The sequence below is a fragment of the Bacteroidota bacterium genome (assembly GCA_018266835.1).
GTDB lineage: Bacteria > Bacteroidota > Ignavibacteria > Tepidaquicellales > Tepidaquicellaceae > JAFDZO01.
This window is the reverse complement of the sequence record JAFDZP010000002.1, coordinates 796,594-820,818: the sequence shown is the minus strand read 5'-3', so window position 1 is coordinate 820,818 and position 24,225 is coordinate 796,594. Positions and strand designations below refer to the sequence as shown.

The window sequence follows — 24,225 nt, the reverse complement described above, 5'->3', positions numbered from 1 at the left end:
AATCATATGAAAAGAAATTCATACAATAAAGTATTTAAAAGTGTTTCAAAAATAACAATGCAGTTTTTATTTATGATTTTTCTGGTTCAGAATTTATCAATCGCTGCTGTTATTAAACAACAGGTCCGTTTCGCACCTAATAATATTTCGACCTGGATATGGAATACGGGAGTATTCAATCAGGATTTAAGGACCACAAATACTCCCGGATTTGAATGGCCCAAGGGTTCAGGAATATTTGCTCTTTTTACTTCAGGTTTATCAATAGAAGCAAATGTAAATGGCCGACTACGAATGGGCAACGCGTCTTACAGTGGAGAGTACGCACCGGGATATGTTGGAGATTCAAACGGTCTACCAGTTTTTAAAACAGACTCCAGATTTAAGATTTATTCTGTAAGGATTGGAGATACGCAGACTAATAATCCGGATGTTATATTATGGAGAGATATGATCCCTTACGGTGCACCTTATAACGATATGAACAATAACAGAATTTATGATATAGGAATTGACAAGCCCGGCGTTCCTGATGCCGACCAGACAATTTTTGTATGCCTCACCGATGCTGACGCTTCAAATCATACAACATCTGAAGGATTCAGCGGAGGTACAAAACCTTTAAATGCAGAAGTTCATCTAACTGCTTGGGGATATTCTGAAGCTCCCCTACAGGACTTTCATTTTTTAAGATACACAGTAATTAATAAAAATGATTCCGCATGGAACGGTGCTTACTTTGGTTTTTATTCAGATCCGGATTTAGGATATGCGAAAGATGATTACGTGGGATGTGATACAGCCTTACAGATGATATATTGTTATAATGCGGATAGTATAGATGGGTATGGTAATATATATGGCGTTCCAGGACAATATGGCATTAATCCGCCCGCTGTTGGGCAAACACTATTAAGAGGGGCAATTAATAAGCACACTACACCTTTTGATTCACTTAAAATGACAACAGGAACACGAATAAGTAAAAGTTATTATCCTTGCGATCAAGACCCATCGAGTGATCCGCATCAAGCATATAATTATTTTAGAGGTTTTAAAGCAGACGGTACACCATGGCTGAATCCGTTGAATACTCCTTATCAAGTTACAAAGTTTACTTTCACAGGAAATCCGGAAGATTCAACGGGTTGGACAGAAAATAAAGGACATATATTAAACTGCGGGGGTTCACTCACAGGAAATGTTGAAGTTTCACCTCCCGGTGATAAGAGAATGTTAATGTCTTCAGGAGCAGAAAATTTATTGGTGCAACCCGGAGACACTCAAAAAATTGTAATCAGCCAGCTAATTGCAAGAGGAAGCAGCAATGTTAACTCAGTTACAAAACTAAAAGAGCTGAGTTCAACAGTAAGGCAAATTTATTATGCAATCGAAACAGAGACAGAGCCGGTATACGAACCCCCTGCCGAAGTTCCGCTTAATTATTTATTACATCAAAACTATCCAAATCCTTTCAATCCCGTTACAACTATAAAATACGAAGTGAAAATGTTATGGAAAGTAAAAATTCAGGTGTATGATACAAGAGGCGAATTGATTAGAACTCTAGTTAACGAAGAAAAACCTCAGGGAGTGTATGAAGTAAAATTTGATGCGTCAAATTTACCGAGCGGAATTTATTTTATTAAGATGACCTCGGCTCAGGGATTTGAAGCATCTAAAAAAATGGTTTTATTAAAATAAAATAATTTAGAAATAATTGAATACCCAGTTTAAGAAGTGGTCTCCCTGATATCTCTGCGAGAAGAAAACCTGCAAGCCGTTTTTCATAAGTACCTGATAAATATCTGAAGAAGATTTTTTAACAAGCTTGTTATAATCAGTATTGGGGAACATTGCAATTACCGTTCCGATATCATATCCTGTGGGAATACTATCCTTAAGCGTTGTAATTTTTCTTATGATCTTAAGCGAGTCGGAATTTTTTGTTTTCGATGTATCAGCTGCTGTTTTTACTTTATATTTATATAGCGAATCACCTCTGTACAAAATCATATCTTTATTTGCTTTTGTATCTCTTAGCTTCAATTCAAGACTATAGACACCACTTTCAAACGGCGGTTTGCCAAACTGGCTTGAGTATTGCAGCATTGCAAATGGTTTTAAGACAACGATATTTCTTACAGTGTTGTTGTCGATTAAATCTTCAATGTTTCTATCGGAGAAGATCCGGTTTTCAATCGTGAATACTACTGAATCTTTATCAGTCGGTTTTATATTTACAATAGATTTATATCTGTCGAAATCAAAATTTGCGTAATCCAGACTATCAATTATATTTCTATCGGTTGCAGCCCACTCAAGTGTAATTGTCTGAGGATTTAATCCGAAGTTTGAGTTATCAATTTCGAATTTTTTTACTGCAAGAGTTTTATTAAAGTTTATCTGGTCAGGATTTTCTTTTAAAGAGATAATTTTCTTTTTGAAAATAGAAAAGGTAGAATCATTAAGGTAGCTTGACCTGTCAGTAATATAATAAATTTTATAATCGCCAATCTCTTCATTTTTAAGACTCAGCTTTTTTAGTTTTTCATTGAAGTTATCACTGCGCACTATGGCAATTTGAATTTTACTGTCTTCCAGGTAAGTTTTTACATCAAGAATGTTTATATCGTTATCAGGTTTTTTTAATTTAGTCTTGGCTTTTGCAACTGTATTTAACTCGGCAATTTTTTTCTTATTCTGTGCAATCAATGTATCCAAATTTCCCAGTTCGAATTTATCAGGAGAATTTGACAATGTTTTAATTGCCCAGATATCAAAGTATCCGTCAACTTCTTCGAAATAAACTTTGCCTTCAGGCTTTACATAATTTTTTTCAAACTGCCCTTTTAATAAATTGCCGACTTCAAAGGTATCTTCCCTGAACGGTTGCGGATAATAAAAACTCCAGATGATATTAATAATTACAAATCCTGCAAGAATAGGAATAGAAAAATATTTTTTCAGCTCATAGCATTGCTGAATAGCAAACGGAACAAAGAGTAATGCATTCATTACAATGTATCTGGAAATCATGTTCGTACCGCCGGTTCCGGACATGCCGTGTACTATTAATATCAGAAGCTGAATAAGATTGAATAGAGCGAAATATTTTGTGAGAACCTGATTTTTACCTCTGAAAGTATCGTAGATTTTCTTGAAAGCAAATATCGTTGTGAACGGAGCTATATATAATATAAATGTCGGATATTGTACTAATCTCTGGAAGAAACTTGAGTGGTCATACTGTTCAAAAATTTTCGTAGTCTCTTTTGCGAAGAACATGACATCTTTGTGGTCAACATAGTTTTGGATTAACCACCAGACAATTGTAATTCCGGATATACCTGCAATCAGAATATTCTTAATAAACTCTTTTGAAATCTTTTTATCTTTGAAAAGCTCCAGTGCTACTAATAATACAAATGTAAATGAAAACAGCCAGCCTTCATATCTGAAGCAATTGCATAATGCAAAATTTATTGCAGAAAGGACTAAGTAAGAGCTGACTCCGTTTGACTTCTTCCATTTGAGAAAATAATAAATACCTGCCGTAACAAAGAAAAAGAAAATAGATTCCGGCAAACCGGAAAGACTAAGCCAGACTTGAAACGGAAAAAAACAAAAAATAAGCGTAGAGAAGTAAGCTATGAACTTATTAAATGAAAGTTCAACAGCTTTGAAAAAATAAATAAGTGTGAAAAATGAAAAGATAAAATTTACAACAAGCGATGCCCAGAATAAATTTTTTATGAACATCATAAAAAATCCTACAAGCCAGAAATGCGGTGAGAGCCATACGCCTGCGCTTATTTCGGGATGCTGCAGCCACTCATAAGCTTTTATTGTTCTGCAGTAATCATCTGCAGATAGCCACCTGTATCCCGAAGATAAAATTATTACCTGAAATAAAATTTTTATTACTAGCAGCGATACTATTAAAAGCATGCTGCTTGAAATAAACTTATTGAAGTAAGTTTTAAAATTATTTAAACTTTTATTTGAAACTGTATGTGAAGTATTTTGCTCCAAAAACTTTTTTCTGTACTATTTTAAATTATTTATCTTGGCAGTTTTATTCTGAACGTAGTTCCTTTGCCTGAAGTACTGTCTAAAAGTGTCAGCTTGCCGTCGTTATAATTTTCTATAATTCTTTTAGCTAAGCTCAGCCCAAGTCCCCAGCCTCTCATTTTAGTTGAGTATCCGGGACGGAAAACATCTTTTTTAAATTTTGAATCTATGCCTTTTCCGTTATCGGCTACATCTATTGTAGTTTCATGGTGTTTCTCTGCAATGTTAAAGGTGATTTTGCCCTGCGGTTTATCCATAGCGTCTAAAGAATTTTTCAAAAGATTTTCTATTACCCATTCAAACAAATCTTTATTTATTTTTCCTTTTGCTTCTCTTGAACCGTTTATTTCAACAACAACTTTTTTTGAAACAATTCCATCTGCAGAAACCAATGTAGGTATTCTCTTTTCAAAATAATCTGCAACTTTTTTTATTACTTCATAAACATTTTCTTCAACAAGCAGCGGCTTCGAGCCTATCTTTGAAAATCTTCCGGCTATTTTATTCAGCTTTTCTAAATCGTTTCCAATTTCCTTCGTGACCTCTTCAAGTTCGGGAGATTTATTCTCTTCCATCTTCAGCATTTCAAGCCATCCCATTAATGATGTTAAAGGTGTTCCAAGCTGATGCGCCGTCTCGCGCGAAAGTCCCACCCAGATATTGCTCTGCTCATGCTTCTTTATATAGGAGAATCCGATATAACCCAGCAGAAGAAATATTCCTCCGATTGCAAACTCAAAGTAAGGAAGATTTTTTAAATCATTAACAAGTTTTGACTGCCCGTAATGAACATAATTAAGGACAACGGTATTTTTGAACGTGACTTTAATAGGAGGATTCAGGTCTGCCATTTCCTCGGCAAGCTTCAATAAATGCAATGTATCGCTTCTGGTAAATTGCCTGCTGGTATCTATATCGATGTTCTTAAAAAATTCAATGCGGTTCTTATCTCTGTTTGTAGCAATGATAGGGAAGTCAATCTGCTGGATAATTTCGTTGAAGATAAAATTGTATTCGCCTGAGTTTTCATCGTTAGCAATGTATTCCAAAGCACGCCCGTAAAGTCTCGCAATTTCTCTTTCGCGTTCCTGAATTCTGTTTACAATAACCTGAGTGAAATATAATACGAAGACTGCAATCAGTACGCCGCTGAGAATGAGTGCAATTTTTATGTTTAACGAGCCGAATTTATTCATTAAGACCTTAAGTAGATTTTTATATATTGAGTATTACAGAACATTACAATCCTTAACCAATCCGTGAAAGCGATTTTTTATTTTTGAACAGAAAGATTTTATTAATATTATTTTTATTTCTGCTTACAATTCTTGTATGCCTTGTGTCGTTGACATTAGGCGCAGTGAAAATTCCGTTAGCTCAGATATTTAACTTTAATTCAATTAACGATGAAGCAATAAGAAAAGTTCTTTTTGATATCAGAATACCGCGTTTGCTGAATACAGTTATTGTTGGCTCTGCTCTTTCCTGTTCCGGAATGATTTTGCAAAGCTTGCTCAGAAATAATCTCGCCGAGCCCGGACTGCTGGGAATTTCCGCAGGCGCAGGATTGGGAGCGATAATAATGTTTCTGCTTCCCGTCGCCGTTCCGTTTTATTACATTACACCTGTTTCTTTCGTTTTTGCGATTATTTCGACATTAATTATATATGTATCTGCCAGAATTTCTACTAATAAATATAGCAATTTTATCTCTACAAATAAAATCATCTTGATTGGAATAGCTATTAGCGCTTTGCTCGCTTCTGTAAACGGCTTACTGCTGATTTTAGCGGGACAAAGTGTTAATCAGATTCTTTTCTGGCTCAACGGCGGACTTGCGGGGAGGGGATGGAATGAATTTACCATGACTTCAGTTCCTGTATTTGTGGGAATTATGCTGGCATTTTTTTATTCGAAGGAATTGAATGTTTTGAACCTCGGAGATGAGCTCGCAATTTCTTTAGGATTAAATCTTAAGAAAATTCAGATAGTTTCTATTTTACTTTCGGCATTGCTTGCAGCCTGCGCAGTTTCTATTGCAGGAATAATTTCTTTTGTTGGGTTGATAATTCCCAACATAGCAAAACTTTTGATTGGCAATGATTACCGTTACTCCATTCCTGCATCGGTGTTTTTAGGAATAATTTTTTTATCCGTATCTGATGTAATTGCGAGAGTTGTAATCGCTCCTGCAGAACTTCCCGTAGGAATAATAACATCATTCCTCGGTGCCCCTGTTTTTATATGGCTCATAATGAGAAATAAAACTGTTTAGAAAAATTTATGCATTTAAATAATTACGATACCATAGCTGCAATATCAACTCCCATAGGAGAAGGCGGGATTTCCGTTATCCGCGTTTCAGGTGAGAAGGCATTTGAAAAAATTTCTTCAATATTTTTTAAAGATAAATCAGGCAAAAATAATTTTGATATTGCATCTTTGAATTCTCACACAATCCACTTCGGATATGTATTCAACAAGAATGAGATAATAGATGAGGCAGTGTTGTCGATTTTTATAAATCCTGCTTCTTATACGGGAGAAGATGTACTTGAGCTTTCCTCGCACGGCGGAGTCTTTGTTACGCAAAAAGTATTGAATACAATTCTTTCACTAGGAATCAGACATGCCGAACCCGGTGAATTTACCAAACGCGCTTTTCTCAACGGTAAGATTGATTTATCTCAGGCAGAGGCTGTTGCCGATTTAATAAAATCAAAAACAGATTCAGCACACGAGTCATCTATAAAGCAGCTTGAAGGCTCGTTATCTGATTTCGTAAAAAAGACAAGACAGGATTTAATTAATCTTACTTCATTGGTTGAGCTTGAACTTGATTTTGCAGAGGAAGACCTTGAGTTTGTAAAAAAGGACGAACTTAAAAATAACATTCAGAAGTTAATAAAAAGAATTGAAGATATAATTGCTTCGTATATATCAGGTAAAGTAATTCGCGAAGGTGTTAATCTGGTTATTGCAGGTCAGCCTAACAGCGGGAAATCATCTCTATTCAATTATCTTCTAAAAACAAACAGAGCAATTGTAAGTAATGTGGAAGGAACGACTCGTGATTACATACAGGAGAGTTTAATAATAAACGGAGTACTGTTCAATTTAATTGATACGGCGGGACTGAGATTCTCGGAAGATGAAATCGAAAGCGAAGGAATAAAACGCAGCTATGAAAAAATTTCCGAAGCAGATTTGATTATGTATTTAATAGATGAATCGGACTCACAGGAAAAAATAAACGAGAGCTTAAAGTTTTATGAGCACCATATAGATAAAAATAAATCGATACTTGTTTACACAAAAATTGATAGAGCAGATAATCCGAAAGTAAAAGGAATTTCATTACTTAAAGATGAATCAATCGAAGAATTGAAAAAAGAAATGACAGATAAAGTAGTCGGCAAAGGAATTTCATCCGGCTCGGGAGAGATAGTACTTACAAACCTGCGGCATAAAGTCTGCCTTGAAAATGTTTTAGCATCACTTAATAATGCAGTCCATACCATCGACGATAAAATGAGCGGAGAGTTTATTTCCGTAGACTTCCGTAATGCTATGAAATATCTAGGAGAAATCACGGGAGAAATAACAAACGATGAAATCCTCAATAATATTTTTGCAAATTTCTGTATCGGAAAGTGAAGTATTTTTTTATATTAATATTATCTGTTTTCCTCTTCTCCTGCTCTTCGACAACCGATTACAAAAAACTTGAAGGGACATGGACTAACGGTTCTATCGAAATTAATTTTTCAAAGGATAATACTTTTGAACTACTTACAAAAAAAGATTCTATACCAGCTATGGTAGGGAGTTATACTGTAAATGGAACTGACATTTTTATTTCATTCTCATCCGGGAAAATTCCTCTGAGCTGTAGAGGTGAGGCGAAGTATCAATATACTTTAAACGAAATTGCGCTGAATTTTGATTTAGAAAGGGACGACTGCCCATTCAGAAAAGAGCAATTTGCTAAAACATTCAAGAAAATAAAGTAACCTCAGTACTTCTATACTGAACTTCGGAAAAATCTAATCGTATAAAAGAATGTATAAAATTCGGTCTTCTAGCAAGTACTGGTTTTTTATACGTTTTTTAACATCTTGACATATTATTAAAAAAACGTAATATTTCACGAAAATTTTTTACAAAATATATACTAAAGGGTTTTAAATGCCGTGCCACCCTACACGGTTATTAATAAAGATAAAAATCAAAAAATGTTATACGCATTATTTTCTATTATTTTAGGTGGACCACTTGAAATGCTAGGACTCGTTGTTGTAGGAATTATTGTACTTTTCCTCCTTATTCTGATTTGGAAATCTATTACAATCGCTAAAGGAGATGAAATCATCACTCTTGAAAGACGTTATGTTGGTAAAAGTATGCCGGACGGACGTACTGTTGCTTTACACGGTGAAGTCGGTATTCAGGCTCGAATTCTCGGTCCGGGAACACATTTTTTACCTCCTATTTATAAAATAAAGAAGAGTAAGTTTATAAAGATTCACGAAGATGAAATCGGAGTAGTTACTGCACGTACAGGTCGCGCAATGCCGTCGGGACAATATTTTGCAGACCCTGTTGAATGCATGGATTTTCAGGATGGAGAAATGTTCCTGAGAAACAACGGACAGAAAGGACCGCAGGTAAATATTTTACAAACAGGTGAGCATCGTATTAATCCCGAATTATTTGATATTGAAATTCGTAAAGCTGTATTTATTAAAAATGATGAAGTAGGTATAGTAGAAGCAGTTTCAGGAGAGGCATGTAAAATCGGCAGAATTTTTGCCGAGCCTGTTGAATGCGATAATTATCAGGATGGTGCTGCCTTCTTAAAAAACGGCGGACAAAAAGGACCGCAAGTAAATATTCTTCCTCCGGGTTACCATAAAATAAATACTGATTTATTCAAAGTTGAAATTGTTCCGGTAACTGTAATTCCCGGCGGACATATAGGTTTGATAACTGCGATGGATGGAGCGATGATACCTGACGGACGCTTATTAGCAAAGACTGTTCCTGACCATGTCAACTTTCAGATGGGAGAAAAATTTATTCAGAATGGCGGAGAGAAAGGCCGTCAGTTAGATAAATTAATGTCAGGTGAATACCGTATTAATACAAGATTGTTTCACGTAAGTGAACCTGTCCCCTGTGTGTCTATCGGTACTGATGAAGTCGGTATTGTTACAATTCTTGAAGGTAAATCCATCATGGACCCGTCAAAGATTGCAGCAGAAGAAGTTCAGCTTGATCTTCATAATAATTTTCAGGATGCTGCTGCATTCCTTGCTGCAGGCGGACAAAAAGGTTTGCAGATATCTGTTCTGCGTTCCGGTAATTATGCTATCAATCCATGGTTTGCTGATGTTCAAAAAGTTCCTATGACTGAAGTTCATATAGGTGAATGCGCCGTTATCACCAGTTACGTTGGTGAAGATTCTGATGATATCAGCGACAGCAATGTAAACGCTAAGATTGTTCCTAATGGAAAAAAAGGAATCTGGGCTGACCCGCTTGGTCCGGGCAAACACGCTATCAATACTCAAATATGTAAAGTTGATCGTGTCCCGACTACGCAGATACTTTTAAACTGGGCAGATAATGAAACAAGCGCGCATAATCTTGATTCAAATTTGAATACCATTACATTGAGAACTGCCGATGCATTTGATGTTAATATGGATGTAAGTGTTATTATTCATATAGCAATGGCAGATGCTCCTAAGGTAGTAGCTAATTTAGGTTCAGTCAAAAATATGATATCGCAGGTTCTTGAACCGGCTATATCATCGCACTTCCGTAACGCTGCACAATCGGTGAAGGCATTAGACTTGTATACTGAAAGAGCCGAGCTTCAGGAAAAAGCAAAAGCGCACATCCAGAATGTTCTGAGAAACTATCACATAGAATCTAAAGATACTATGATTGCAGACGTTGTTCTTCCTGCTGAACTTAAAAAAACTGTTTCAGACAGGCAGCTTGCAGAGCAGCATAAAAAAACATTCATCACACAAAAGGAAGCTGAGAATGAAAGAAAGGATTATGAAAATGCTAAAGCAAACGCAAACATGCAGCCGAAAGTTATTGAATCGGAAAGAAATATTGAAATCGCCAAAAACATTGCGGCAAGTGTTGTAAAAAAAGCATCGGGAGATGCTGAAGCGGTTGAAATTGAAGCAGGCGGTAAGGCAAAAGCTACTAAGCTTAATGCAGAGGCTGATGCTGAAGCAATTACAAAAATAGGTAATGCAAAAGCAGTAGTTATTCTGACACAAGGTAAAGCAAAGGCCCGTTCATATCAGCTTGAAGTAGAAGCTATGGGAAGCAATACATTTGGTCAGATAAAGGTAATAGAAGAAATTGCAAAGCACAGTATTAAGGTTATTCCTGATGTACTTATTACAGGCAATGGTCAGGGAGGCGGAAGTTTAGAAAATTTACTCGGCTTAAACCTTATAGAAAAGATTACCGGCAAATCAATAATTGATTTCAAGCCTGAAACAATTGAAAGAAGCAATAAAGCAATCGAAGAAGATATAGTGATTGATGAAAAACTAAACGAAGAAAAGACAGAAGAAGAAAAGAAAAATTCAGATGATATCACTAATGAAGATACAATATAAAAGATAAGATTATACAATAAATCTTATTGAATTTTTAAAAAGCCTGCGAGTCAATATGATTTGCGGGTTTTTTTATTTACCCCGGAAAAAATTTCAGCAGCTTAATTTCCAAAGTCATCAAAAAATTTATATATTCAGCTTTGCTAATTTTTCTTTTGTTAATGGTTTTACGATAAAATCCTTCACAGTTTCGTATGTTTGTGATTTTTTTACATCATTAGGATCAATTGAAGATGTCAACATAAATACTTTACAGTTTTTCTTTATATCTTCGCACAATTTTTCAAATTCGTCCAGGAACTCCCATCCGTTTTTACCGGGCATGTTAATATCAAGAAATACAACTTCGGGCAGTTCCTTTTTATCAGTTAGAAATTTTTTATCTAAATCTTCAAGAGCATTTCCTGCATTAGTATAAACTTCTATCTTCTCTGCGAATTTTGCTTTCTCAATAATTTTGGTTGAAATTATATTTACTACCGGGTCATCGTCAATCAGAAAAATTGTTTTTATCTGTTTGGTTTGTGTTTTTATTCCGGGATAAGAAGTTTTGAAATTAACATATTCTTTTTCTCTGATAATTGAATTCATTTCCTTTATAATCTTATCAAGATTTGTTACTTCATCCTTAATGTATTCAAGTAAATCCATATTATCTTTTATTACGACTTCTTCTGTATTCACAAGAGAGGTGAGCCCCTGTATCTTTGCAATCGGCGCACGCAGATTATGTGAAACTATGTGCGCAAATTCTTCCAGATCTTTATTTTTTGCTTTAAGGTTTTCTTCCATTCGTTTCCGGTCAGTTATATTTGTACCGGTTCCTATAACACATTCCTGACCTTCATAGTTAATTGTAATGGAGTTGAAGTAGTACGGAATTCTTTTCTTTGACTTTGTCAGTATATTTGCTTCTGAGTCGCTTTGACCGTAAGTAAGCACCATCTTTATTTCGTTCTGCATTTTTTCTTTTTCGTCATCATGAAAAAAATCCAGCGGATGAATTTTAGCCATTTCTTCTTCTGAGTAACCGGTAACCTGCATCAGATTTTTGTTCCATCTTAAAAATTTTCCTTCTTTATTAAATAAGAAAAATATTACCGGCAGGCTGTTAATTACAGAATCGGCAAGTTCTTTTTCACGCTTAATATTTAACTGCGCTCTCCATTTTTCCGAGACATCCCATTTCGTGCCCAGCATATTTACGACTCTTCCTGTTTCGTCCTTTTGAGTGACTCCTTTAGTCCTGAGATAATGAACGCTGTTATCAGGCCATATAACTTTGTATTCAATATCAAACTCTTTTTTTCCTGAAATTGCATCTTTCATTGCATGCTCTGCCATTTTCTGGTGTTCCGGAGCAACATGTTTTTTCCATGCTTCTACCTCATCTATTTTATCAACATAATCCAGACCATACAATTTAAATGTTGTTTCATCCCAGATTACTTTATCATTAACAAAGTCAAACTCCCAGATACCGACATTTACTGCGCTGGTAGCATGTTTCAGACGGTTATCAACCAGTTTTAATGCATCCCGTGCCTCGGCTCTGATTTTCTCATTCAGTTTAATCATTTCTTCAGATGTCATTTCAAGAACCCTTTCCAACATTTTCCTGTCATTATCTTTATTTTCGTAGGATTCACTTATGAGGTTGAAGAGTTCGTTGTATTTTTGCGGGAAGTTTTCTGTAGTTCCGAAAACTTTTTGGACTTGTCTTTGTAGGAGTTTATTCATTCAGCTTAGTTAATGTATAAATGTATTTTTGAATAAATAAGGGGGATAATTTATTCGAAATTTCATCCTATTTAGCGGAATGAGGACAGGATATAGGATAATATTATTTTCTACGTAAAAACCCGTAATGCAGATGTTATAATAAAATACTAAAAAAGTCTTTATTTAGTTTCAATTTTTCGATTCTTTTTTTCATAATATTCTAAATAATTATTTATACTGATAATTACAATATATATAAATTCAGCTTTAGAGTGCAAGTGTTAAAATTGACTTCATTGTTCATTGACTTTCTAAGCCTTTATTAGTAATTTTAGGATTACGAAATTTTTAGAGTTATTGCAATGAAAGACGCTATTAAAAATTCTATCAGAACGACTAAATTTGCTACTGCGCAGGAAAATGCCGGCAATTGGTATGTTGTTGATTTAAAAGATAAGATTCTCGGAAGGGCTGCATCTGAAATCGCTAAGAGAATCAGAGGTAAATACAATCCGAAGTTCACTCCGAATTCCGATTCAGGTGACTGGGTTATCGTTATCAACGCCGAAAAAGTTAAGATCAACGTTAAAAGAGAAGAATTAAAAGATTACAAAAGACACTCATTATATCCGGGTGGACAGACAATCACTTCTTATAAAGAAATGAGAGCCAAGCATCCAGAGAGAATTATTGAGTATGCTGTTAAAAGAATGTTACCTAAAACAAGATTAGGCAACAAGCTTATCCACAAATTAAAAGTTTACGTAGGTGAAGAGCATCCGCACGGTGCACAGAATCCTGTCGAATTGAGTCTATAATTTTAAACACATTTACTAAATGGCTTTACAAGAACATATTGCAGTAGGCAGAAGAAAAACTTCAACCGCAAGAGTGATTTTGAGAAACGGAAACGGAAAAATCACAATCAATGACCGCGAAGGTGAAAAATATTTCGCAACTGAAAATTGTTTTCAGGAAATATTATTACCTTTGAAAAAAACCAACACATTCGGCACTTACGATATCCTCGTAAACGTTGACGGCGGCGGTTTCACAGGTCAGGTAGGCGCAATAAAGCTCGGTATTGCAAGAGCGCTTGTTAACATCAACCCTGAATACAGAGCGATGTTAAAAGTTGACAGCTTGCTTACAAGAGACCCGCGTGCAGTTGAAAGAAAGAAATACGGACAGCCGAAAGCAAGAAAGAAATTCCAATTCTCTAAGAGATAATATTTCTCTTATAAGAATAATTTCTTACAAAAGATTTTTTATAAAACAAAAAGCATATTTCCTGATTTTCTTAGACGCGTGTCCCGATTATTATCGGGATGTTTAATAAAAGATGACGGAAATAGAAGATTAACAAAAGCCAATCCTAATCCTTCGGAGTTCACGCTCTGATAGAAACTTCCTTGGTTGAACCAACCAATAATTTCACGGATAATGTTGCGCTTTGTTTAATTAATTTTAAACTATTTAATAGGAGAAAACTTATTATGGCAAAAGTTCAAGTAGAAGATTTGCTTTTAGCAGGCTCACACTTTGGTCACTTAACCAGAAGATGGGATCCGAAAATGCGTCCTTACATCTTCATGGAAAGAAACGGGATTCACATTATCGATCTCAAAAAAACATTAGGACTTCTTGAAGATGCAACCAACGCAATCACAAACGTTGTATCTCAAGGAAAAAAATTCTTATTCGTTGGTACAAAAAAACAAGCAAAAGCTATCATCAAAGCTCAGGCAGAGAGAAGCGATTCTTTTTATGTTTCTGAAAGATGGCTTGGCGGAATGTTAACCAACTTCAACACTGTAAGAAAAAGCATTAAGAAGCTTACAAACATTCAGAAGATGGAACAGGACGGAACAATCGAAAATTTCGTTAAGAAAGAAAGACTTGTTCTTGCAAGAGAAAGAGAAAAACTTGAAAAAGTTTTAAACGGTATTGCTAACATGACAAAACTTCCGGGCGCAATTTTCTTAGTTGATGTTAAGAAAGAACACATTGCAATTCAGGAAGCAAGAAAATTAAATATTCCTATCTTCGCAATAGTTGATACAAACTGCGACCCTGATTTAGTTGATTTCCCGATCCCTGCAAACGATGACGCTGTAAAATCTATCGAGATAATCACACGCGCAATTGCAGATGCAATCATTGACGGAAACGAACTTGCAAAGACAAAAGCTATGGATGAAAGCGAAGAGCTTAAAGAAAAGATGGAAGCATAATATTTTATAAATAAAAACGAAAAGACTAAAAACTCAAATGGAAATTACTTTAGATTTAATAAAAGACTTACGCGGTAAAACCGGCGCTGGTATCAATGACTGTAAAAAAGCATTGGTAGAATCCGACGGTGATATTCAAAAAGCAATTGAGCTCCTTAGAAAAAAAGGCGCAGCAACTGCAATGAAAAGAGCAGATAAAGTTGCTAACGAAGGCGCAATAAAAACAAAAATCAGTGCTGATAAAAAAATCGGTGCTATTGTTGAAATAAACTGCGAAACAGACTTCGTTGCAAAAGGCGATAACTTCCAGAAGTTTGCTGAAGATACTGCAGAAGCAGCATTGAATGCAAAATCAGAAGATGTTGATACAATCCTTAACTCAAAATCAAATGCAGGACTTACAGTAAAAGAAGCTCTTGATTCAATCGTATCTGCAGTAGCGGAAAAAACTGAATTAAGAAGAGCTAAAATTGTTGAATCTCCTGACGGATTTGTTGCTGACTATGTTCACTTCGGCAGCAAGCTCGGTTCTATGGTTGCAGTAAAAGGAAAATTAACAGATGCAGCTGAAGCGCTTGCAAAAAGCGTAGCAATGCAGGTTGTTGCAATGAATCCTCTTTCTATCGATAGAAACGGAATCAGCGCAGAGACGATTGAAAAGGAAAAAGATATTTATATGACAGTTGCAAAGAACGAAGGCAAAGCAGAAAACATTGCTGAAAGAATCGTTCTTAATAAAGTAGAAAAATTCTATCAGGATAATACATTGCTTGAGCAGGAGTCTATTAAGGAATCCGGCAGAACAGTGCAGGACCTGATTAAAGATTATAAAAAATCTTCAGGTGAAGAATTTGACGTTGTTGAAATGGTCAGATTCCAGCTCGGAGGTTAATCTCTGAAGTCTCATTAGAACCTGATCCTGCTAAAGCGGGATCAGGTTTTTTTATGCCCTTTTCATAGTATAAAGTAGTGAGTAGTGAGTAATAAGTAGTTGGTATTCCGCTATTGTACCCACGATTCTAAAAGCTGAATCAGAACGGACAACTAACAACGAGGAACGAACAATTACACTGAATATTTGAAACAATCTGAATATATTAAACAAATAAAAATATACTTTGGCTGCTAAATTCAAACGTATTCTACTCAAGCTAAGCGGTGAATCTCTCATGGGAGATAAAAACTACGGCATTGATAACACAATTCTTGACCATTTCTCAGAAGAAGTTTTAAAAATTGTAAAGTTAAAAATAGAAGTCGGTATTGTAATAGGCGGGGGCAATATTTACCGCGGGCTTTCTGCATCGCAGCAGGGAGTTGACCGCGTAACCGGCGACACTATGGGAATGCTTGCGACTATAATTAACTCGCTTGCTATACAAAACGCTCTCGAAAAAAGAGGAATTTTTACCCGTGTAATGACTGCTATAAAAATGGATGAAGTTGCCGAACCGTTTATACAGCGCCGCGCAATCCGCCATATGGAAAAGAAAAGAGTTGTGATATTTTCCGGAGGAACAGGAAGTCCTTACTTTACAACAGATACTGCAGCAGCATTAAGAGCTATTGAAATAAAAGCTGATGTGATTATCAAGGGAACAAGAGTTGACGGAGTTTATGACTGCGACCCTGAAAAAAATGCAAAGGCGAAAATGTACAAAAAACTTTCTTACATAAATGTTATTGAGCAGAACCTAAAAGTTATGGATATGACTGCGATAACTTTATGCTCTGAAAATAAACTGCCGATATTAGTTTTTAACATGAATAAAAAAGATAATCTGAAAAAAATTGTTACAGGTGAAAACATAGGAACATTAATTTCGTAATTCATAAATTTTAATTTTTAAATTTTACTATTTACTATAATGATAAAGGAAATATTAAAAAGCCATCAGGATAAAATGACGAAGGCGGTTGACCATGCAAGACATGAATTTGCAAAGATAAGAACCGGCAAAGCAACAACAAATCTTCTCGACGGGGTCAAAGTAGATTACTACGGCACACCTACTCCTATTTCACAAGTTGGAAATATCAGTACACCTGATTACCATACAATTACTATTCAGCCTTGGGATAAATCAATAATGGGTTTAATTGAAAAAGCTATTTTAACATCTGACCTTGGATTGAATCCATCGAATGACGGTAATGTTATACGTGTACCAATTCCTGCCTTAAACGAAGAACGCAGAAAAGAAATTGTGAAGATGGTGAAAAAATTTGCAGAGGAATCCCGTGTAGCAATAAGAAATATAAGAAGAGACGGAATTGAAGAGCTGAAGAAAAAAGAGAAAGAAGACCACTTTTCAGAAGATGAAAGAAAACATGCAGAGACAGAAATGCAGAAGTTGACCGATAAGCATACTAAAGAAATTGATGAGCTATTGGTTCATAAAGAAAAAGAAATAATGGAAGTTTAATATTAATTTATTTTATCACCTCTGATTTTTTAAATACAAAAAATCAGAGGTTTATTCTCTCTGTAATATCCCACAGGCAATATATCCCACTTGAAAATTGAAGTCTGAAATCTGAAATTACGTTAATGTTTTGGCTCCTCCTATATAATATTCTCCTTTTACCACTGGTATGGATTTTTTTTAAAATCTATTCGCTCTTCAATGAAAAAGTCCGTGAAGGTTTTAAAGGAAGAAGTCTTATATTTGATGAATTAAAAAAATCACTTTCCCACCTCGATAAAAATAAAAAAACAGTTTTAATTCACTGCGCTTCGCTGGGAGAATATCAGCAGGCACTGCCGTTTGTTGAAGAGCTTGTCAAAAAAAACTACAATATAGTTTTATCTTTTTTCTCTCCATCGGGATATAAGAATGCAAAAATTCCTCAGGGAAATATTGTAAAATGTTATCTTCCTTTCGATACAAAATCCACTGTAAAAAAATTTCTGGATGAAATAAATCCTTCCAAAATATTTTTTATAAGATATGATCTGTGGTTAAACATCATAAATGAAGCAAAAAAAAGAAACACTTCGCTTTATCTTGTAAATGCCCGTTACGATGAAAAAGATATCACATGGAAAATGCCGGTAGCTGTATCTTTCAAAAAACACTTATATGGAAAACTCGATAAGATTTTTGTTATAGACGAATATGACGAGAAAAATTACAACGAGAAGTTAATAGATTACAAAACTGAAATAATAAAAGTAGGGGATTCCAAGTTCGAACGTGTTTACGAATCATCCAAAAAAATTCAGGCGAAAAAAATTATCGATGAGAAGATTACCAAAGATAAAAAAATATTTGTAATCGGCAGCAGCTGGAAAGACGACGAAGATGTTATACTTCCCGTTCTCGATAAAATCAGTGATTACGAGGAAAATCTTTTAACATTCCTCGTTCCTCATGAACCAAAGGAAACAAAGATAAAAGCTATTGAAAATTTTATTGCTGAAAATTACCCCAACTTAAAAACTATCCGCTACTCACATTTACAAAATTATTATTATCAGAATATTATTATAGTCGACACAATCGGAATTCTTTATTCGCTTTATTCAATTGCCTATGTTAGCTACGTGGGCGGGGGACATAAGACGGGACTTCACAATATTCTTGAGCCTGCTATTTTTAACATGCCCGTTTTCTTTTCAAATAAAGTAAAAAATTCCGATGAAGATGAAATTTTAATTTCATCGGGCTGCGGAATTTTAGTTGAAGACTCACGAGACTTTTATAAAAATTTCCGGAATATCCTTTCCAATAAACATCTGCGCGATTCTATAGGAGAAAAATGCAAATTAGTATTTGAAAATAATTTAGGTATAGCCAAGAAGGTAATATCAACAATTAACTGAACTACTACTTTTTTATTTTTCTTATTTGAGGATTTCCATTACTGTTATCCCAAATTATTTTGTCATTTGTTGTTTCGGTAATAAATTGATATTTACCGGAATTATCATTCGTATTAATATCTTTAATAAATACTTCGTATCTGCCTGAATAGTTACCATCATTTAAATTCTCAATCAATTTCATATTATAATCTATGAAGTTATTCGTTTCAAAATTATAGGCAAAAATAACTTTGCTGGTGTCTATTACGTCTTTTGAAACTAAATAAGTCCTTATATACATTCCTCCATTTTTATATTCAACTTCCGGTTCATTACTCCACACAGGTCCCCAGTATAAAATAGCATCATAAGCATTTATCAATCCCCAGCCGTAAACATTGTTCGGCGTGGCAGAATTATTCGCTGTATTTCTCAATGCTTCCCGTACCTGCAACGGAGTTAACTCAGGGTGCGCTGATAAAATCAGTCCGCAAACACCTGCAGTTATAGGAGTAGCGAATGAAGTACCGTTTCCGAATTTATATGTACTGTCATTACCTGAACTGTTTTTTGAAACAGCTACCCATACATCAACACCGGGAGCAACTACGTCGGGTTTTGTTCTTCCGTCGGCTGTCGGTCCGTTAGAACTGAAGCCTGCAATTTTTCCATTAGGACTTATCGCACCAACAGAAATAATTGAATCAGCATCAGCGGGAGTTGTAATAGAAGGAACATCTGTCTGATAATAATTTCCCATTGAATTGCAAACAACTATTCCGAGGTATGCGCATCTGTCTGCAGCGATTGTACAAATAGCTCTGTTACCGTTAAGATCTGTATATTTATATGTATTGGAATCGTAGGGGGCATCAAAGATGCGATAGTTAAGAGAGCTTGTTACTACATCAACTCCCTGTGACTCAACCCACTCTGCAGCTTCCAGCCAGAAATCTTCTTCCATAGGAGTTTCGCTTGCAACGAATTCAGTCTTAGCGAGTAAAATATCTGCATCAAATGAAGGTCCATAAAGCTTACCGTCTTTTCTTGCGCTCATGCATGAAAGCGTTGCAGTGCCGTGGTCTCCCTGTGAAAAACCTTCATTAAATTTGTTACGCTCTTCTTTAAAAGTGTTATCGTCGTCATTCACAAAGTCGTGCTCGCCTAATACAGAAAGTGTATTCAGTGCCTGGTGACTTCTCCACTCAAATCCGTCATCTATATTTGCGAGGAAGACACCTTTGCCCGTAATATTTAAATCATGTACCTTAGGTACATTCACAAGCTCTAACTGCTTAAGTGATTTTCCGTAATCTAATTTGTGAGTTTCCTGAGGCAGAAAAAAATTATCTTCATTAAAAGAGAGGTCAATAGGATTTATAAATTCCTGCTTGTTAAGTTTTCTTACCGAAGTTACTTCAGAGACAAAATTTAATTCTTTTATTTTTTTCACCTGTGAAGGAGTGAGATATGCAGAAACTCCGTTAAGCCAGCGTGACTTTGCAACGAGATTTATATTTAACTTTGTTATTCCGTTTATGTATTTTTCTTCTAAGGGAAGGTCACCGAAGTCAATCAGGCTTTCTTCAGATAAAACTTTAAGTCTTCTCTTAATTGCTTTTTCGGTCAGAAGAGATTTACCTGCTTCATAAGCAGCGCTGCCCGGAGTTACTTTTCCCGTGGTAAATTTGCCCTTATCTTTAAAATAAATCCAGTATTTTGTATTTGGTTTTTCCTGGGAGTATATGGAAACAGTAAAAGTCAGAGATATGAAGAACAGCAGAATATTTTTCATCATTCGTTTTGAGAGATTTTATTATGTAAAAATAAAAAAATCCTATTACTACTAATAGGGAAAACTTTGTTTGAAAATTTTTTTGAGTTTAGTATATTAAGAGTGCAAATTAATCTGACAGTCCGCCATGGCGGATTTAATCCTGCCAGGTTTTAAAACAAAATGAAAATGTTACATAATGTGACATTCGTAAAGTTAGTACAATGATGGCTTTTTATTTTGCAGAAATCCGTCAAAAATTCATCAAGAATCAGAAAAAATTTATGCTGAATTGTTTTTAAAATCTTGACAAAATAAAACCCGACTATTTTCCGACTAATTTAACGAATGAATAATTAATAGAGAATAAGGAATAATAATATCCGACTATTTCCCGACTTTTTTGAAATTAAGTTTCCCCTCCTTTACAAGGAGGGGGATTAAGGGGGCGGTATCAAAAAAATGTTACATTAATGTGACTATAGCTAGACCTGACAGGATTAATTAGCCATGGCGAACTGTCAGGTCAGAGAACAAAATCCGATTATTTCCCGATTTTTGAAAAATAAAAATTTAAAAAGATTGTTTTTACAACATAAAAAAAATAAAATGTGACAATAATGCGACTTTTTCTTTCAACATTATACTTACTACTTTATACTACATGAAAATTCGAAAATATAAAACGAGCGACTGGCAGGCAATTTCAAAAATTCATGATGAAGCCCGATTAGATGAGCTGAGCGGAACTGTTGATTTAAATGCATTCATTCCATTAGAGAAAGCTGCTTTTGCAGAAGGATTATTTGGAGGAGAAATCTTAGTTGCTGAAATTGAAGGTGAAGTTGCGGGATTTATCGGCTTCAACAAAAAAACAATTGACTGGCTTTATGTGTCTCCTGCTCATTACAGAAAAGGAATAGGAAGGATATTAATAGAATACGTATTGGAAAAAGCTGAAGGTGATTTAAGAATTGCCGTTTTAAAAAATAATATTGCCGCATTGGAGCTTTATAAAAAAATGGGATTTAAAGAAGAGCGGACTTTCAAGGGTTCGATGATTGACGCAGAGCAATACGAAGCTGAAGGAATTTCTTTAAAGTGGGAGAAGAAATGAAAAAGAGAAATAAATTATATATTACTCTGGTAATTTTTACAATATCACTGGCAATAATTTTATTTTTATATTTTAAAATCAGAGAACCTTTTTATCTTAGCTTTTTTAGAGAGAACGAAAAATCATTAAATGAATTTGTGACAGAAATAAAAAATTACAAGAAAATTTATGGAATGACAAAGAATAAAACAGGAAATACGTTAAATGATAAACATTATACTTTTAAAAAAGAGCAGGCAGACACATCAGGAAAGGGTAGACAAGTATATTATATTGAGGACTTATTAAAAAATTTGGATATTCAGCAAAGCACTTTTGAAAAATTCCGGACCAGAATGGAGAAAATAAAAATAGATGATTTTTTTGTGCATGATGACGTAAGTATATCCTTTGGCATCTCAAGTGGAAGATACGGTGTTATATACGATGAAAGAAATACGTCAAAATGGTATAACGAACCAGATTATCACAGGACAAAATTAAGTGATAATTGGTATTATTGGAGTTTTTAATCTTAACAAAAAAAGGGAATGTCATTACGGACACTCCCGCACGATTCTTCCCCTTCCACTATAAGGAGAGGAATAGGGATGTCTGAATAATAAATGGATATTTACAATAAATTAGATTTTAATACATGAGATTCAAAAAATATAAATTAAAAGATGTTCAATTAAAGTGGGATAGGAAATGAAATCAAGAAATGTGGTTTCCAGTTTTGTCATTGGTCTTATTTTGCTTTATTTGATGATTCCATTTTTGACAACAGTTTTTTTTATAAGAATTAAATTATGGCCGATTCTATTAGCAGTTGATTTAATAGTTATGGTTGTCGTAATTGTTTCATATGTAGTTTATTGTTTTGTAGAGAAAAGAAAATATTTCAGAATAGGTGTACTTGGCGGGATTTTAGGAACCGTTCTATTTTTCGGTCTAAGTTACGGATATCAGTTAGACGCTGCTGATTATGTTTTTTTTAAGCTCAGGGAGAAAAAATTTAATGATTTTATGCAAGAGATTAATCGCTATGAAAAAATAACCCAGATGAGTGAGGGGAATAACAAAGGCGGCTCATTAAATGATAAACCTTTCATGTACCACGCCAAAGATATTTCAGAATATGATAAAGATGTTATTCATCTGTATTCGGACTTAATTAAAGAGTTAAATATAGATGAAGACACCCATGAAGATTTTATAAAAAAATTATCAGCCGTTGATTGTATTGACTTAGAAACATTTAAAGACGGTTCAGTATGTTTTACAATAAATGGATGGCTAAACCATTGCAGCGGAATAACATACTCCCCAAATGGAGAAGAGCATACAAATTATGGAGGAGCAAAAGTATGGAAACATCTTCAGGGAAATTGGTATGCATGGGGAAATTAATACAAATACAAAAGGGAATGTCCTTTCAGACACTCCCTTTAAAACATAACTTATTAATAAGTATAAATTACATTGTATAGTTTTCGAGATATTCTTTCACTCTTACAACGAACTGGCCGCCGAGCGCACCGTCGATAAGTCTGTGATCGAATGAAAGTGTAATGTAAACGCTTCTCTTCGGAAGAATGAAGTCACCTTGTTCTGTTTCAACAACAATTGGTCTCTTCTTGATGGCTCCAAGTCCCATGATTGCAACTTGCGGCTGATTGATAATAGGTGTACCCATATCGTTTCCGAACACTCCATAGTTTGTGATGGAGAATGTACCACCTTGTATTTCATCGAGTGTCAGCTTTTTAACTCTTGCTCTTTTTGCAAGGTCGTTAAGGTCGCGTGCAATACCAATCATGTTCTTGCCGTCAGCTGATTTGATAACAGGAACTATAAGTCCGCCGTTATCCATAGCGACTGCAATACCAAGGTTAATCATGTTTCTTGTAATTGCTTTGTATGGTGTGCCTGAATCATCAATGATAGAATTTACCAATGGGAAATCTTTCAAAGCTTTAACAGTTGCTTCGCAGATGAACGGCATGTAAGAGAGATTGAAGCCTTCTTTTGTTTTGAAGTCATCTCTCATAGCATTACGTGCTTTATCAATAGCGCTAAGGTCAACAAGTACAGTTGCTGTAACGTGCGGAGAGATACGGACTGAAGCAACCATGTGCTCAGCCATTTTCTGACGGATGTTATCGAACTCTGTAACTGATAATCCTTCTTCGTTGTAATCGATTTTCGGTTTCGGAAGCTCAATTTTTCTTTCTTCCTGTTTTGGTGCTTGTTTCTGTTCAACCGGTTTTGCTTCTGTTTTAGGAGCTTCGGCTTGCTTGGTTTCAGCAGGTTTGCTTCCTCTGTTTGCAACGTATGCTAAAATATCTTTCTTGGTTACTCTGCCTTCAGCGCCTGTACCCGGAATTTTTTCAAGCTCCGTCATTCCGATTCCTTCTTTTGAAGCAATGTTCAGTACAAGAGGTGAATAGAATCTTGAGCCGCCGGATTGTGCAACGGGTTCAGATGCTTCAACAGGTTTTGCTTCTTCTTTAGGTGTCTCTTTTGGAGCTTCTTGTTTTGTTTCGGCTGCAGGAGCGCTTGCGCCTGCTTTTGCATTTGCATCGGTATCCATTTTGGCAATCATGTGTCCTACTTCAACAACGTCGCCTTCTTTGAATAATAATTCTGTGATAACTCCTGATTCGGGAGAAGGTACTTCCGTATCAACTTTATCTGTAGAGATTTCTAATATGGTTTCATCTCTCTCAACTTTATCGCCTGGCTGTTTGTGCCACTTTAAAATGGTGCCTTCCATAATGGATTCACCCATTTTCGGCATTAAAATATCAACTTGCATTATGTTAGTATATTAAAGTAATTAAAATTTATATTAGGGTAAAATA

At 35.1% G+C, this 24,225-nt stretch carries 20 protein-coding genes; 15 read left to right on the top strand and 5 right to left on the bottom strand.

Annotated features, from left to right (window positions below; all coding sequences use genetic code 11):
* Positions 1-6 precede the first annotated feature (6 nt).
* Positions 7-1,704 carry a T9SS type A sorting domain-containing protein gene (locus JST55_05385; GenBank protein MBS1492916.1) on the top strand — a complete coding sequence of 566 codons (1,698 nt, stop codon included), beginning with the start codon at positions 7-9 and terminating at the stop codon, positions 1,702-1,704.
* Between the two features lie 6 nt (positions 1,705-1,710).
* Here the strand turns inward: JST55_05385 and JST55_05380 are convergent, their stop codons facing one another.
* Both JST55_05380 and JST55_05375 read right to left on the bottom strand, forming a co-directional pair.
* Entirely contained in the window at positions 1,711-3,951 is a 2,241-nt protein-coding gene (locus tag JST55_05380; GenBank protein MBS1492915.1) for a glycosyltransferase family 39 protein, read from the bottom strand.
* A 113-nt stretch (positions 3,952-4,064) separates the two neighbouring features.
* Positions 4,065-5,270, bottom strand: coding sequence for a HAMP domain-containing histidine kinase (locus JST55_05375; GenBank protein ID MBS1492914.1), 1,206 nt, complete (start codon positions 5,268-5,270; stop codon positions 4,065-4,067).
* Between the two features lie 83 nt (positions 5,271-5,353).
* On the opposite strand from JST55_05375, the gene JST55_05370 reads away from it, so the two are divergent.
* The 4 genes from JST55_05370 to JST55_05355 all read left to right on the top strand — a co-directional run bounded on the left by JST55_05370 (position 5,354) and on the right by JST55_05355 (position 10,724).
* Positions 5,354-6,349: an iron ABC transporter permease gene (locus tag JST55_05370; GenBank protein ID MBS1492913.1), complete on the top strand. Its 996-nt coding sequence runs from the start codon at positions 5,354-5,356 to the stop codon at positions 6,347-6,349.
* 8 nt (positions 6,350-6,357) lie between these two features.
* The gene (mnmE, locus tag JST55_05365; GenBank protein MBS1492912.1) at positions 6,358-7,731 is read left to right on the top strand and encodes a tRNA uridine-5-carboxymethylaminomethyl(34) synthesis GTPase MnmE; all 1,374 of its coding nucleotides are present in this window, start codon (positions 6,358-6,360) and stop codon (positions 7,729-7,731) included.
* Positions 7,728-8,087, top strand: coding sequence for a hypothetical protein (locus tag JST55_05360; protein ID MBS1492911.1), 360 nt, complete (start codon positions 7,728-7,730; stop codon positions 8,085-8,087). Before mnmE ends, JST55_05360 begins: the two co-directional genes overlap by 4 nt.
* Positions 8,088-8,309: 222 nt before the next feature.
* Entirely contained in the window at positions 8,310-10,724 is a 2,415-nt protein-coding gene (locus JST55_05355; GenBank protein ID MBS1492910.1) for a hypothetical protein, read from the top strand.
* Positions 10,725-10,850: 126 nt separating this feature from the next.
* On the opposite strand, the gene JST55_05350 is transcribed toward JST55_05355, so the two are convergent.
* Positions 10,851-12,464 carry a PAS domain-containing protein gene (locus JST55_05350; protein MBS1492909.1) on the bottom strand — a complete coding sequence of 538 codons (1,614 nt, stop codon included), beginning with the start codon at positions 12,462-12,464 and terminating at the stop codon, positions 10,851-10,853.
* 344 nt (positions 12,465-12,808) lie between these two features.
* Between JST55_05350 and rplM the strand changes: the two genes are divergently transcribed.
* From rplM to JST55_05315, 7 genes are all read left to right on the top strand, one after another.
* A complete protein-coding gene (gene rplM, locus JST55_05345; GenBank protein ID MBS1492908.1) occupies positions 12,809-13,264 on the top strand; it encodes a 50S ribosomal protein L13 in 456 nt (151 codons plus the stop codon).
* Between the two features lie 19 nt (positions 13,265-13,283).
* Positions 13,284-13,676, top strand: a complete 393-nt coding sequence (gene rpsI / locus JST55_05340; protein ID MBS1492907.1) for a 30S ribosomal protein S9 — start codon at positions 13,284-13,286, stop codon at positions 13,674-13,676.
* Between the two features lie 266 nt (positions 13,677-13,942).
* A complete protein-coding gene (gene rpsB, locus JST55_05335; GenBank protein MBS1492906.1) occupies positions 13,943-14,680 on the top strand; it encodes a 30S ribosomal protein S2 in 738 nt (245 codons plus the stop codon).
* 37 nt (positions 14,681-14,717) lie between these two features.
* Entirely contained in the window at positions 14,718-15,572 is an 855-nt protein-coding gene (gene tsf / locus JST55_05330) for a translation elongation factor Ts (GenBank protein ID MBS1492905.1), read from the top strand.
* A 277-nt stretch (positions 15,573-15,849) separates the two neighbouring features.
* Positions 15,850-16,509, top strand: a complete 660-nt coding sequence (locus JST55_05325) for a UMP kinase (protein MBS1492904.1) — start codon at positions 15,850-15,852, stop codon at positions 16,507-16,509.
* Between the two features lie 39 nt (positions 16,510-16,548).
* Positions 16,549-17,106: a ribosome recycling factor gene (gene frr / locus JST55_05320; GenBank protein MBS1492903.1), complete on the top strand. Its 558-nt coding sequence runs from the start codon at positions 16,549-16,551 to the stop codon at positions 17,104-17,106.
* Between the two features lie 125 nt (positions 17,107-17,231).
* The gene (locus JST55_05315; protein ID MBS1492902.1) at positions 17,232-18,506 is read left to right on the top strand and encodes a hypothetical protein; all 1,275 of its coding nucleotides are present in this window, start codon (positions 17,232-17,234) and stop codon (positions 18,504-18,506) included.
* A 4-nt stretch (positions 18,507-18,510) separates the two neighbouring features.
* On the opposite strand, the gene JST55_05310 is transcribed toward JST55_05315, so the two are convergent.
* Positions 18,511-20,286, bottom strand: a complete 1,776-nt coding sequence (locus JST55_05310) for a S8 family serine peptidase (GenBank protein ID MBS1492901.1) — start codon at positions 20,284-20,286, stop codon at positions 18,511-18,513.
* Between the two features lie 640 nt (positions 20,287-20,926).
* Here JST55_05310 and JST55_05305 point away from each other — a divergent pair.
* The 3 genes from JST55_05305 to JST55_05295 all read left to right on the top strand — a co-directional run bounded on the left by JST55_05305 (position 20,927) and on the right by JST55_05295 (position 22,771).
* A complete protein-coding gene (locus JST55_05305) occupies positions 20,927-21,379 on the top strand; it encodes a GNAT family N-acetyltransferase (protein MBS1492900.1) in 453 nt (150 codons plus the stop codon).
* Positions 21,376-21,891 (top strand): hypothetical protein, encoded by a 516-nt coding sequence (locus JST55_05300; GenBank protein MBS1492899.1) that lies wholly within the window; start codon positions 21,376-21,378, stop codon positions 21,889-21,891. Before JST55_05305 ends, JST55_05300 begins: the two co-directional genes overlap by 4 nt.
* 178 nt (positions 21,892-22,069) lie before the next feature.
* Positions 22,070-22,771, top strand: a complete 702-nt coding sequence (locus JST55_05295) for a hypothetical protein (GenBank protein MBS1492898.1) — start codon at positions 22,070-22,072, stop codon at positions 22,769-22,771.
* A 67-nt stretch (positions 22,772-22,838) separates the two neighbouring features.
* On the opposite strand, the gene JST55_05290 is transcribed toward JST55_05295, so the two are convergent.
* On the bottom strand, positions 22,839-24,182 hold the full coding sequence (locus tag JST55_05290; protein MBS1492897.1) for a 2-oxo acid dehydrogenase subunit E2: 1,344 nt from the start codon (positions 24,180-24,182) through the stop codon (positions 22,839-22,841).
* Between the last annotated feature and the right edge of the window lie 43 nt (positions 24,183-24,225).